This window comes from Bacillus sp. FSL W8-1141 (assembly GCF_038593205.1).
In the GTDB taxonomy this organism is placed as follows: Bacteria; Bacillota; Bacilli; order Bacillales; family Bacillaceae; genus Bacillus; species Bacillus altitudinis.
The window spans coordinates 1891236-1905697 of record NZ_CP151973.1 but is presented as its reverse complement, the minus strand read 5'-3'; the positions used below and the strand labels follow the sequence as shown (position 1 = coordinate 1905697).

The following is a 14462-nucleotide window of genomic DNA, read 5'->3' as shown; positions in this document are numbered from 1 at the left end:
AAAAACGGATCTTTTAAACGGGGGAGAGAAACGATGACTTATAATCAACTACCACAACCACAAGGTCTCTACCGTCCTGAATTTGAACATGATGCATGTGGAATCGGACTGTACGCCCATTTAAAAGGGGAGGCGACACATAGCATCGTCAAAAAGGGATTGCAAATGCTGTGCCAGCTTGATCACCGCGGCGGGCAAGGCAGTGATCCGTATACAGGTGATGGTGCCGGCTTAATGGTACAACTGCCAGACGCTTTTTTTAGAAAGAACTGTCAAGACTTTGCACTTCCTGAAAAGGGCCGTTACGGGGTAGGAATGGTGTTCTTTTCAAAAGATGATGATGCCAAAACGCGTCAAGCGATCGAACAAAAGATCAATGGCTTCATTAAACAAGAAGGGCAAACATTAATTGGCTGGAGAACGGTCCCTGTTGATGCTGGGAAAATTGGAACGGTTGCAGCGAAGAGCTGTCCGGTTGTCCGGCAAGTGTTCATCGGAGCAAACGACAACGTAACAGACCGTTTGTCATTTGAACGAAAATTATATGTCATCCGTAAGCAGGCTGAAAACTGGGGAACAGCAGAGGAAAAACAATTTTACTTTGTCAGTCTGTCTAGTCAAACCATTGTATATAAGGGGCTTTTAACATCAGATCAAGTTGATGCTTTTTATCTTGATCTACAGGATGAAACATTTGTTTCTGCATTTTCACTTGTTCATTCAAGATTTAGTACAAATACATTCCCGACATGGGAACGAGCGCATCCAAACCGTTACTTAATTCATAACGGAGAAATCAACACATTAAGAGGAAACATCAATTGGATGAGAGCAAGAGAACAACAATTCGTGTCTGAAGCCTTCGGAGAAGATCTAGACAAGATTTTGCCAGTGCTGAATGCAGACGGAAGTGATTCATCCATTTTAGACAATGCCTTTGAATTTTTCGTGCTTGCAGGGCGTACTCCTGCTCATACAGCGATGATGCTGATTCCTGAGCCGTGGACGGAGAATACGCACATGTCTAAAGAGAAACGGGCATTTTATGAATATCATAGTTCGTTAATGGAGCCGTGGGATGGCCCGACAGCGATTTCGTTTACGGATGGTAAACAAATCGGCGCCATCTTAGATCGGAACGGATTAAGACCCGCGAGATACTACGTAACAAATGACGATCATATCATTTTCTCATCTGAGGTCGGCGTCATCGACACAAATGAAGAAGATGTGAAGTATAAAGACCGTCTTGAACCAGGTAAAATGCTGTTAATCGATTTAGAAGAAGGACGCATTATTTCGGATGAAGAAGTGAAATCTTCGATTGCGAATGAACTTCCTTATCAAAAATGGCTCGATGAAGAAATGGTTCACGTCAATCGCTCTGAAGAAAATTCAGAAAATTCTAGTATAATGAGTGATTTGTTAACACGTCAGCGTGCTTTCCATTATACGTACGAAGACATTCAAAAGTATTTAATTCCTTTACTAGAAGAAGGAAAGGACCCAATCGGCTCGATGGGAAGTGATACACCGCTTGCTGTGTTATCAGATCGTGCGCAGTCGCTGTTTTCTTATTTTAAACAGCTGTTTGCTCAAGTCACGAACCCGCCAATTGATGCCATTCGTGAGCAGCTCGTTACATCGACCATGACTTGGTTAGGTGCTGAGGGAGATATTTTACATCCAAATGAATATTCATGCCGAAGAATTAAACTTTATACACCTGTTTTAACAAGCGGGCAGTTCAACGGCTTGAAAACGATTGTTCATAACGCCTTTAAAAGCAAAACGATTCATACACTTTTCACTGATGACCTAAAACGTGGTCTTGATGCGATGTTTGAAGAGGCAGAAAAAGCGATTCGTGAAGGGGTATCTTTACTAATTCTTTCCGATCGTGACATGACGGAAGAAAAAGTGCCGATTCCACCACTTCTTGCATTGAGTGCACTTCATCAGCATCTTGTGCGTCAAGGCTTACGAACAAAGGTGAGCTTAATCGTCGAATCTGGAGAAGTAAGAGAGGTTCATCATTTTGCCGCACTGATTGGCTACGGTGCAGATGCGATCCATCCGTACCTCGTTTACGAAACATACAAACAGCTTATTGCTGAAGAAGCGATTGCGATTAGCTTTGATGAAGCTGTCACAAAGTTTGGGAAAAGTGTGACTGAGGGCGTAGTTAAAGTAATGTCTAAAGTGGGAATTTCCACTGTCCAAAGCTATCGAGGCGCACAAATTTTTGAAGCAGTCGGCATTAGTGAAGATGTCATCCAGGCGTATTTCACAGGAACAGCTTCTCAGCTAGGCGGTATTGATCTTGACACCATTGCAAGTGAAGCAAAGCTTCGTCATGAGGCTGGGTATCAGGCATCAACTGATCAAACGCTAGAATCAGGCAGTGAGTTCCAGTGGAGAAAAAATGGAGAGCATCATGCCTTTAACCCAAAAACCATTCATACCCTTCAGTGGGCATGCCGCAACGAAGATTATGATCTATTTAAGCAATATACGAAGGCGGCGGATGAAGAACGAATTGGTTTCCTTAGAAATCTATTTGCTTTTCGTTCAAAACAAAAGCCAGTTCGTCTAGAAGAAGTTGAATCTGCTGAATCCATTGTACGCCGCTTTAAGACAGGTGCGATGTCATTTGGTTCACTAAGTAAAGAAGCGCATGAAGCACTAGCGATTGCGATGAACCGAATTGGCGGCAAAAGCAACAGCGGAGAAGGCGGGGAAGACCCTGCACGCTTCACAGTAGATGAGCACGGGGATGATCGCAGAAGTGCGATTAAACAGATTGCTTCTGGCCGCTTTGGCGTGAAAAGTCATTATTTAGTCAATGCAGATGAACTGCAAATTAAAATGGCGCAAGGTGCAAAGCCTGGAGAAGGCGGACAGCTGCCAGGAAATAAAGTATATCCTTGGGTCGCAGACGTACGTGGTTCTACGCCAGGTGTTGGCCTAATCTCACCACCGCCTCACCATGATATCTACTCAATCGAGGATTTGGCTCAATTGATCCATGATTTGAAAAATGCAAACCGTGATGCACGCATCAGTGTCAAGTTAGTTTCTAAAGCTGGCGTTGGTACGATTGCAGCAGGTGTAGCAAAAGGGACAGCTGATGTCATCGTAATTAGTGGATATGATGGCGGTACTGGAGCTTCTCCGAAAACAAGTATTAAACATACAGGACTTCCTTGGGAGCTTGGATTGGCAGAAGCGCATCAAACCCTTGTCTTAAACGGCCTTCGAGAGCGAGTCGTTCTTGAGACGGATGGCAAATTAATGACAGGACGCGACGTTGTCATGGCTGCGATTTTAGGAGCAGAAGAATACGGCTTTGCGACAGCTCCACTTGTCGTATTAGGATGCGTCATGATGAGAGCATGTCATTTAGATACTTGCCCAGTCGGAGTCGCTACTCAAAACCCTGAACTTCGCAAAAAATTCATGGGTGACCCTGATCACATTGTCAATTTCATGATGTTTATTGCAGAGGAAGTAAGAGAAATTTTAGCTGAACTTGGCTTTACATCAATGGATGAATTGATTGGGCGTACGGATGTTTTATCAGTAAGTGAAAGAGCAAAAGCACACTGGAAAGCAGGACAGCTGAACCTTGAAACCCTGCTTTATCAGCCAGAGGGACCACGCACATTCAGAACGCCGCAAAATCATAAAATTGATGAATCACTGGATATGAATGAGATTCTCCCTTATGTACAGGAAGCGCTCGATCATCAAACACCAGTTGATCTGTCACTAAACATTCGCAACATTCACCGTGTAGCTGGAACGATTACGGGCAGTGAAGTGTCTAAGCGCTACGGCGAAGAAGGTCTGCCAGAGGATACGATCACACTTCGGTTCACTGGTTCAGCTGGACAAAGCTTCGGCGCATTTGTTCCAAAGGGGATGTCTTTATATTTAACAGGTGACTCAAATGACTATATCGGCAAAGGACTCTCTGGAGGCAAAATTGCTGTCAAAACATCTGATCACTTTGTACAAAATGGACATGAGAACGTGATTGTCGGTAACGTTGCATTTTACGGCGCGACAAGCGGAAAAGCGTTTATTAACGGTCGTGCAGGTGAACGTTTTGCCGTGCGTAATTCAGGTGTCAATGTGGTCGTTGAAGGAATCGGTGATCACGGCTGTGAATACATGACTGGCGGACGTGTTGTCATTTTAGGTGACGTCGGGAAAAACTTTGGCGCAGGGATGTCTGGCGGTATCGCTTACGTGCATACATCCGATGCAAAACAGTTCAAAAGAATGTGTAACATGGAAATGATCATGTTTGAAAAACTCACAGATCACGAAGAAGAACAAGAAGTGAAGCAAATGATTCAGGAACACCTTGATTATACAAACAGCTCAAAAGCAGCAGCGCTTCTAGAGAACTGGGCACAAGAAAAGAATCAATTCATTAAGATCATTCCGAGAAATTACAAAATGATGCTTCAAAGCATTGAGGAACAAAAACAAGCAGGCCTCAGCCACGAGGAAGCTGTTATGTTCGCATTTGAAGCAAACACAAAACCGAAAAATAAAGAAACGGCAAACGGGCAAAAAGCAGCCGTCGCTCATTAAGAAAGGGGAGAGGACAATGGGCAAAGCAACAGGTTTTATGGATTATAAAAGAGAAAAGCCAAATGAACGTGACCCTCTCACTCGTCAAAATGACTGGAAAGAATATTCAGCTCCTTATACAGATGAGGTATTGAAACAGCAGGGTGCTAGATGTATGGATTGCGGAACACCGTTTTGTCAAATTGGAATGGAGATCAGGGGCGGCGTTTCTGGCTGCCCGATCTACAATTTAATTCCAGAATGGAATGACCTTGTCTACCGGGGCAGATGGAAAGAAGCGCTTGAAAGACTACAAAAAACGAACAATTTCCCTGAATTTACTGGAAGAGTATGTCCAGCACCTTGTGAAGGCTCATGTACCGTCGCGATCAATGATCCAGCAGTATCGATTAAAAATATCGAACGGACGATCATTGATAAAGGTTTTGAAAATGGCTGGATTACACCAAGAATTCCTTCAAGCCGTACAGGGAAAAAGATCGCTATTGTCGGATCAGGACCAGCAGGACTGGCAAGTGCAGACCAACTAAACCAAGCAGGACACGCTGTAACCGTGTTTGAACGATCTGATCGTCTAGGCGGACTGCTCACTTATGGTATTCCGAATATGAAGCTCGACAAAGAAGTCGTTGAGCGCAGAGTTAAACTTCTAAGACAAGAAGGGATTGACTTTGTGACCAATACAGAAATTGGTGTGGATATCACGGCTGATGAACTGAAAGAGCAATTTGATGCAGTCATCCTTTGTACAGGTGCACAAAAGCAGCGTGACCTGTTAATTGAAGGCAGGGAAGCAAAAGGGATTCATCTGGCAATGGATTATTTAACACTCGCAACAAAAAGCATGCTTGATTCAGGATTCAAAGATAAAAACTTTATTGACGCAAAAGGGAAAGACGTCATTGTGATTGGCGGAGGAGATACAGGCGCTGACTGCGTCGCAACTGCACTTCGCCAAAAAGCAAAAAGTGTTGTTCAATTCGGAAAGCATCCAAAGCTTCCAGATACACGTGTAGGGGATAACATGTGGCCAGAACAGCCTTATGTCTTCTCTCTAGATTATGCTTACGAAGAAGCACAAGCAAAATTTGGAGAAGACCCGCGCCAATATTCGATTCAAACCACAAAGATTGTGGCTGATAAAAATGGGAAGTTAAAAGAGCTTCATACCATTCAAATGGAAAAGGTGAAAAACGAACAAGGGAAGTTTGAATTTCATGAGATTCCAGGAACAGAGAAGGTATGGCCAGCTCAGCTAGTCTTTATTGCGATTGGTTTTGAGGGAACTGAACAGCCGCTAGTGAAACACTTTGGCGTGGACAGCAAAAACAATCGGATTGACGCAAAATATGGGGAATATACAACGAATGTAGAAGGCGTATTTGCAGCGGGAGATGCAAGACGCGGTCAAAGCTTGATTGTCTGGGCAATTAACGAAGGCAGACAAGTGGCGCATGAGGTAGACCGTTATTTAATGGGGAGTTCGGTTCTGCCAAAATAGGTCAAACAAAGGGTGTTTACCATATATAGAGAAAAGCCATGACCAAAGAGTGGTCATGGCTTTTTATGATTCAGACATGGTTGGCTGGATAATGACTTTTTTACGTTTGAACTGGGAGACAACCAAACAGAGGAAGACAGCAAGAACAAAAAGAGAAATGGTCAAAAAACCAAACGTATAGGAGCCCGTCATTTCTTTTAAACTGCCAAGAACGTTTGGTAAAAAGAATCCCCCAATGCCTCCTGCAGCCCCTACAATTCCAGTCACAATCCCAATTTCCTTATGAAACACTTGCGGCACAAGCTGGAACACCGCCCCATTCCCCATACCAAGACACATCATTCCGACAAATAAAAGCGCAATGACCACTGGTAAAGCAGGTAGACTACTCACTGCCCCTAAGCAGATACCAATCAAAGCAAATAAACCGAGCAGTACTTTCATCCCGCCAATTTTATCGGCAATCAAACCGCCAACTGGTCGAAAGAAGCTGCCTGCCGCCACGCAAAGCGTCACAAAATCACCAGCATGAATTTTTGAAATCGCATATTGGTCCACAAAGAAAATACTCAAGAAACTTGAAAGGCCGACAAAACCACCGAATGTAATCGCATAAAGCAGGCAGAAAAACCACGTTGTTTTCACTTGAAAGACTGAAAAATAGGACCGAAGCGGCTGAGGGGCGGGCTGGTTTGGTGCATCTTTTGCTGTGAAAATAAAAAACAAAAAGACGAAACTTAAAGGAATAAGAGCGAGCCCCATCACTGTATGCCAGCCATACATCTCCGCAAGCCTTGGTCCAAAGAGTGTCGAGATCAGTGTTCCGCTGTTTCCGGCGCCGGCAATTCCCATCGCTACCCCTTGTAAATGAGGAGGGTACCAGCGGCTTGCCATCGGTAAAGCGACCGCAAAACTCGCACCTGCAACCCCTAATAAAATCCCGATCAGTACTAGCTCTGAAAGGGTTGTACCACCGAAAAACCCCCATATGAGCGGAATGGTGGTCAAAATCATGCCCATCATCGCTGTTTTTTTAGGTCCCATTCGGTCTGTTAATAGGCCTAGCACAATTCGAAAAAAAGATCCGGATAAAATCGGAATGGCTACAATCATGCCTTTTTCTATTGTCGATAAGGCAAAATCTTGTGCAATAAAAGCACCGAGTGCCCCCAGCAAAACCCAAATCATGAAACTCACGTCAAAATATAAAAATGAACCAAACAATGTCTTAGGGTGACCACTAGAAGTCAATTCTGAGAGTTTCACAAAACCCCTCCTTTATTTTGAATTTTCTGACTTAAAGATAGCGAGTTGATAGAAGGAATGGAAGTATTGTGTTAGAAAAAATGACATGGATAAACACTTTTTTACAAATGTGTGCCATAATCTAGGCAAACATTGCTTTGGCGCAAAAAGCTAGAAAGGTTGATCTCACATGGCAAAACGTAAACTCTTGTTTATCGGAAACGGCATGGCGAGTATGAAATGTATCGAACATATTGTAAAGAAACAGCCAGAACGCTATTCCATCACAATCATTGGAAAAGAGAAGCACCCAGCTTACAATCGAATAAAACTTTCATCGGTTTTACAAAAAAGTGAATCATTGTCTCAGATTGAACTAAAGCCAAAAGAATGGTACACCAAACATGACATCACCATCCAAACAGGCGAAGCAGTTGTCCACATCGATACAAAGCGTCAATTGCTCATGACAGAAGCACGCCGGAATATCCCGTATGACAAACTGGTTATCGCCACAGGCTCATCGCCTCATTTTCTGCCTATACAAGGCGTATCCAAAAAAGGGGTCTATGCTTTTCGTACGATTGACGATTATGAGGCCATTTACGCTGATTCTTTACGCTATGAGCGTGCAGCAGTCATTGGAGGTGGTGTACTTGGTGTGGAAGTGGCCGCTGGTTTACAGATCGCTGGACTGAAGACAACCTTGATTCATCACACGGATTGGCTTATGCAACGCCAATTAGATGAAACAGCTGCAGGGCTCTTGTCTCAACAATTAAGTCGCAAGGGGATTCAGGTAAAAACAAATGCTCATACGATTGCATGTTTAGGAAACGAGAGAGTAGAAGGCGTTCTGTTAAAGAGTGGAGACATCGTGGATGCTGATCTCGTGGTTTTCACAACAGGGGTCCGTCCGAATATAGAGCTTGCAAAACAGCACGGCATTCATACAAGAAAAGCCATTGTTGTAAATGATGTCATGCAGACAAACGTTGAGAATATTTATGCTATTGGAGAATGTGCAGAGCATAAGGGGATGGTGCACGGTCTTGTGCAGCCTATTTATGAACAAGCAAACGTGCTTGCGAATCATTTATTAGATGAACTGGTCACGAATTTACCTCCTGCCATTTATTCAACAAAATTGAAAGCAAATGACATATCTATTTATTCTGCTGGCAGTATTGTAAACCGATCCCCCTCCGCTTCAGTGGTGACTTACTTAGATGAAGAACAAGAAGTATATAAAAAACTAGTGTTTGAACATGATGTGCTCACAGGCGTTGTATTAGTTGGTCAACTTGAGAGAGCTGAGCAGCTTTTGCAGGATGTAAAAGTGGGGCGTGATAAAAGCGTAGTCATGAAATCACTGAATGAAGAGCAGATATCCCCTTTAGATTCATTAAAAGCAGAGGATCTCATCTGCCAATGCCACACGGTGACGAAGGGAGCGATATTCAAAAGCATATCGGTCCATCAGCTGACAAATTTAGAAGAGATAAAAAAACAGACAGGGGCCGCAACGGGCTGCGGAGGCTGTCAAGAGCTTGTTCGTGCCTGCTGCCATGTCTCATCAAATCAGCTAACGGAAGCACTGGACACGTTTTGCTCGTGCACAAATGTAGAGAAACAGACCATTTTTTCGTATATAAAAAATCAGCAGCCGCTGAATGAAGAGCAAGTAAGAAGACAATTTGATTGGATGACAGATAACGGCTGTGACAAGTGCCGAGCAGCCATTCCATACTATCTTGAGCAGTTTCAAGATCTTTTCGTAAAAGACAGCCCATCAGATCATGAGCACATACTAATGCCTCAGTTATATGGTGGCCGTCTTGATCTGACATTTTTACAGATGATAACCGGATTGTTTGAGCAAAAGCAAATTCAGCACGTAGAACTAACGGAGAATAAACGAATTCGGCTGATCGGTATTTCACAAGAGGCCGCCCATATTGTAAAAGAACATGGACACATCATGCCACAAGAAAGCAAGAGACTTTCTCATGTTCTTTCATGTGATTGTCGTCACGATCCATCTGTCACAACACTTGTCATGGAGATCGAAAGACAACTAGAAAACACGCTTTTACCTGCAGTCACATCGATTCATATCGCTGGTCCTTCCTGCGTATGTCATTTCAGCCCCATCTATGACATCTGCATCAAGAAGCAGCTGGATGAATGGGACATTTATATAGGAGGCAGCATACATCAACCTAAGGCAGGTCAGCTTTTTTATTCTGTGAGCCGAACGGATGAGCTGATTCCTTTTTTAAAAGCACTGCTTGAAGACTATAGAAAACGTGCATATTTTCAAGAATCTATTGGAGACTGGATCCAAAAAAACGGCATCATTTCCATCCGAGAAAAATTGCTCGATGAGGAAATGAGAGAAGAGCTCTGCGAGCAATTTGAGCAAAGTAGACAAAAGGGTGTGAATGTATGAATCAATCTTTCTTACAATATGTGCAGCAAACATCAGAGCAGCAAGAGCGAAAAAGGGTGTTCCCATCTCAATGTCCGTTTTGCAGTATGCAGTGCAAAATGCAATTAGTCGAGCAGCACGCAGAAGGGCGAACACGCTACCAGACGATAGGTATTCATAATCCAACCACGTTCGGCAGGATCTGTATGAAAGGGCAGCATGCCCACCAGCACGCACTGCACAAGGAACGATTAAATCACCCCCTCATCAAAAGAAACGGTCAATTTGTCAAAGCGACTTGGCAGGAGGCTCTTGATGAAATCAAAAAACGCACTCAAACCCTTCAAGCGGCGCATGGACACGATGCTATCAGTGTGTATGGTAGTGCATCGATTACAAATGAAGAAGCTTATTTACTCGGAAAATTTGCAAGGGTCGCCCTTAAAACGAAATACATTGATTACAACGGAAGACTGTGTATGTCTTCAGCAGCAACAGCAGCTAACCAAACATTTGGACTTGATCGGGGTCTAACCTTTCCGCTTCGTGACATCAAGCATGCCCGGGTTTTACTATTGGTTGGAACCAATATAGCGGAATGTCAGCCGACCCTCATACCGTACTTGGAAGAAGCTAAAAAGAACGGGGCATTTCTCATCGTGATCGATCCGCGAAAAACAGCAACAGCCAAACTAGCTGACTTACATGTCAGCTTAAGGCCTGGGTCAGATGCTGCACTCGCAAATGGAATCTTACACGTCATGCTTCATGAACAGTTACTAGACGAAGAATTTATTAAAAAACGAACATCAGGTTTTCAAGAAATGAAACAGCATATTTCACACATGTCCCTGCAAGACATTACGCAGCAAACCGGTGTATCGATGAAAGTCATTCAAAAAATAGCGAGAAAATTCGCCCACGAAAAAACAGGCATGATTCTGACTGCAAGAGGCATTGAGCAGCAAATAGACGGGACAGCATCCGTTCGTAATTTCCTGAATATTCTGCTTGTTACTGGGAAAATTGGCCGGATTGGGTGTGGCTATGGTGCCATTACTGGGCAAGGAAATGGACAGGGTGCAAGAGAGCATGGACAAAAAGCAGATCAGCTTCCTGGTTACCGTGATATCACAAACCCAGTACATAGAAAAGAAATGGCTGAAATATGGAAGATCGATGAAAAAGAACTTCCTGGAAAAGGTGTATCTGCTTTTGAAATGTTTGAAAAAATGCAGAAAGGAGAGATAAAAGCGCTCTTTTTAATGTGTTCTAATCCCGTTCAATCAGGTCCGCATGCAAGTTTTATCAAAAAAGCCATCGAGCAGCTGTCCTTTTTTGTCGCAATTGATTTATTTATCTCTGAGACGGCTGCACTCGCAGATGTTATTTTACCAGCTTCGTCATATTTAGAGGACGAAGGGACCATGACGAACATAGAAGGACGCGTTACGCTGAGAGAAGCAACCTATCCACTCAAACACCAAAGAAAGCACGATTGGCAAATCATTTGTGATATAGCAGCAGTATTAGGCAAAGGCGGCTCTTTTTCTTTTTCATCTGCAGAAGACATCTTTGAGGAATTGAGAACAGCAACGAAAGGAGCCAAAGCCGATTATTCCGGTATGACCTATGACAGGTTAAGGAAGACGCAAGGCATATTATGGCCCTGCTCTCATTTGGAAGACCGAGGAACAGAAAGACTATTTGAGCATCAATTCTCACATCCTGATCAATTAGCAAAATTTGCAGTCGTTGCACATGGACAACAGGGTGCAAAAGAATCAGTCAGTCCAGAATATCCACTCTATTTAACGACCGGCAGGGTGATGGCTCATTACCAAACGGGCGTTCAAACAAGAAAAAGCACCTCTCTTGTTGCCCGGCAGTTTGAAGCTTATGCAGAGCTTCATCCTGATACAGCCGAAGCTTATGGACTTCAGCACGGGGAGCTCGTCACCATCCAGTCAAAACGAGGTAGTGTCATCATGAGGTGCCACATAACAGATAGCATCCGAAAAGATACTGTGTTTGTTCCGTTTCACTGGAACAAACATCAATCAATTAACCTATTAATTGGTAAACAGTTAGATCCACACAGTAAAATGCCAGGTTTTAAATATTGTCCTGTACAGCTGTCAGCCTACAAGAATTGAAAATTATGTGAGAAATTTTAACATGTATTTTCCATCTTTGTTTAGATTATGGTACTTTCTAAAAAACGATCACATGAGGGGTGTTTTTCATGAAAGAAAAACTCGTATTAGTAGGGAATGGTATGGCTGGTATCCGAACGCTCGAAAACATTTTAAAAACAGACAATGAACGATTCGACATGACTGTATTTGGAACTGAGCCGTATCCTAACTATAATCGGATTCTTTTATCGAAAGTTCTCCAAGGGGATACAAAGACAGAGGATATTACGTTAAACGATTGGAATTGGTACAAGGAACATCATATTCAGCTGTTTACAAATGAGACCATTGTGAAGATCGATCCAGACAATCAAACCGTTATGAGTGATCAAGGACGGACCGTGCATTATGACCGTTTAATTTTAGCGACAGGGTCACTCCCGTTCATCCCGCCCATTCCAGGGAGCGATAAAAAAGGGGTAACAGCTTTTCGTACATTACAAGACACAGAGGAAATGGTCAAAGCATCTATGATGTACAAAAAAGCAGCCGTCATTGGAGGCGGGCTCCTTGGACTTGAAGCCGCGCGTGGTCTATTAAACTTAGGTATGGAAGTGACCGTCATTCACCTTGGCTCTCATTTAATGGACCGTCAGCTCGATCCGGTGGCAGGTCAGCTTCTGCAAGCAGCTTTAGAAAAACAAGGCATGAGCTTTTTATTAGGAAAACAGACAAATGAAATTTTAGGAGATACAAGAGTAGAAGGGCTAACATTTTCAGATGGTTCTACATTAGAGACAGATATGGTGGTCATGGCAGCAGGAATTAAACCGAATCACAAGCTTGCCGAAACGAGCGGCATTGAAGTGAACCGGGGGATTATCGTCAATGATTTCATGGAAACAAGTGTCCCGCGGATTTACGCAGTCGGAGAATGTGTTGAACATAGAGGACAAACGTACGGTCTTGTTGCGCCATTATACGATCAAGCAAACGTGCTTGCGAAGCATGTTTGTGATATGGCCTCGACGCCTTATGAAGGATCTGTACTATCGACACAGCTAAAAGTATCAGGGGTTGATGTATTTTCAGCTGGAGATTTTATAGAAAACGATGAGAAAAAAGCGATTAAAATTTTTGATGAACAGCAAGGTATTTATCAAAAACTAGTCTTCCAGCAAAACCGATTAGTCGGCGCCGTCATGTTTGGAGAAACAAGCGATGGACCACGTTTATTCTCGTACATTAGAGAAGGTGTTGATATGTCAGATATGGAAAAAGTATCTGTCTTAACATCAAATGAGCTGGCGCAAGAAAACACGATTGAACAAATGGCAAACGACCATATCGTTTGTGGCTGTAATGGTGTCTCAAAAGGTCAAATAGTGGCAGCTATTCAAAAAGAAGGCCTGACGACTATACAAGAGGTCAAGCAATGTACAAGTGCTTCTAGATCATGCGGAGGCTGCCAACCTGTTGTGGAAGAGATTTTATGGCACACTTTAGGCGATGATGCAAACCGCACTGCGCAAAAAGAAACCATCTGCGCCTGCACCACCTTATCAAGAGATGAAGTCATACATGAAATCAAAGAGAAAGGCTTGCAGCATGTCAAAGAAGTGATGAATGTACTTGACTGGGAAACAGAAGAAGGCTGTTCAAAGTGCCGGCCTGCACTGAATTACTATTTAGGGATGATGTATCCGCTTGACTACAAAGATGAAAAAAGCTCGCGATTTGTGAATGAACGAATGCATGCCAACATCCAAAACGATGGTACCTATTCGGTCGTTCCACGTATGTACGGGGGCGTGACTAATGCTAATGACCTGAGAAAAATAGCGGATGTCGTTGACAAATATGAGATACCGCTTGTGAAAATGACTGGAGGTCAGCGAATCGACCTTTTAGGTGTCAAAAAAGAAGATTTACCAAAAGTATGGGCTGATTTAGATATGCCGTCTGGTTATGCTTACGGAAAATCATTAAGAACCGTCAAAACTTGTGTTGGAGAACAATTTTGCAGATTCGGAACGCAGGATTCCATTTCTCTTGGGATCGCACTTGAAAAGAAATTTGAAGGACTTGCCACACCGCACAAAGTCAAAATGGCCGTATCAGCCTGTCCAAGAAACTGTGCTGAATCTGGGATTAAAGATCTTGGCATCGTAGGTATCGATGGGGGATTTGAATTGTATGCTGGCGGGAATGGAGGGACACATTTACGAGCTGGAGACTTATTAATGAAAGTAAGTACAGCAGAAGAAGTAGAACAAATGGCCGCAGCCTACCTTCAATATTACAGAGAAACCGCAAATTATTTAGAGAGAACATCCGCTTGGGTTGAACGGCTTGGATTGAATCATATCCAAACGGTACTGCTAGATGACAAGAAACGTGCAGCACTCATCGAAAGAATGGACATCGCACTTTCAACTTATGAGGAACCTTGGCAGGAGATTCGAGAGAACGAAACAGAAACAAGACAATTATTTCAAAAGGCAACTGCTTCCGTCTAAATCAATTGAAGGGATGAGATCAG

At 43.3% G+C, this 14462-nt stretch carries 6 protein-coding genes; 5 read left to right on the top strand and 1 reads right to left on the bottom strand.

The window, feature by feature from the left end:
• The first annotated feature begins 33 nt into the window (after window positions 1–33).
• Together gltB and gltD are read left to right on the top strand one after the other, a co-directional pair.
• Complete coding sequence (gltB, locus tag NSQ52_RS09545; protein WP_159159710.1) at window positions 34–4605, top strand: glutamate synthase large subunit; 4572 nt, start codon at window positions 34–36, stop codon at window positions 4603–4605.
• Window positions 4606–4621: 16 nt separating this feature from the next.
• Window positions 4622–6106 carry a glutamate synthase small subunit gene (gene gltD / locus NSQ52_RS09540; RefSeq protein ID WP_024718332.1) on the top strand — a complete coding sequence of 495 codons (1485 nt, stop codon included), beginning with the start codon at window positions 4622–4624 and terminating at the stop codon, window positions 6104–6106.
• A gap of 63 nt (window positions 6107–6169) precedes the next feature.
• On the opposite strand, the gene NSQ52_RS09535 is transcribed toward gltD, so the two are convergent.
• On the bottom strand, window positions 6170–7372 hold the full coding sequence (locus tag NSQ52_RS09535) for a nitrate/nitrite transporter (RefSeq protein ID WP_008346586.1): 1203 nt from the start codon (window positions 7370–7372) through the stop codon (window positions 6170–6172).
• A gap of 169 nt (window positions 7373–7541) precedes the next feature.
• Between NSQ52_RS09535 and nirB (NSQ52_RS09530) the strand changes: the two genes are divergently transcribed.
• The 3 genes from nirB (NSQ52_RS09530) (at window position 7542) to nirB (NSQ52_RS09520) (ending at window position 14439) form a co-directional block, all read left to right on the top strand.
• Window positions 7542–9803 (top strand): nitrite reductase large subunit NirB, encoded by a 2262-nt coding sequence (gene nirB, locus NSQ52_RS09530; RefSeq protein WP_342474100.1) that lies wholly within the window; start codon window positions 7542–7544, stop codon window positions 9801–9803.
• Entirely contained in the window at window positions 9800–11938 is a 2139-nt protein-coding gene (locus NSQ52_RS09525; protein ID WP_342474099.1) for a nitrate reductase, read from the top strand. Before nirB (NSQ52_RS09530) ends, NSQ52_RS09525 begins: the two co-directional genes overlap by 4 nt.
• Window positions 11939–12027: 89 nt before the next feature.
• Window positions 12028–14439 carry a nitrite reductase large subunit NirB gene (gene nirB / locus NSQ52_RS09520; RefSeq protein WP_342474098.1) on the top strand — a complete coding sequence of 804 codons (2412 nt, stop codon included), beginning with the start codon at window positions 12028–12030 and terminating at the stop codon, window positions 14437–14439.
• Window positions 14440–14462: the final 23 nt, after the last annotated feature.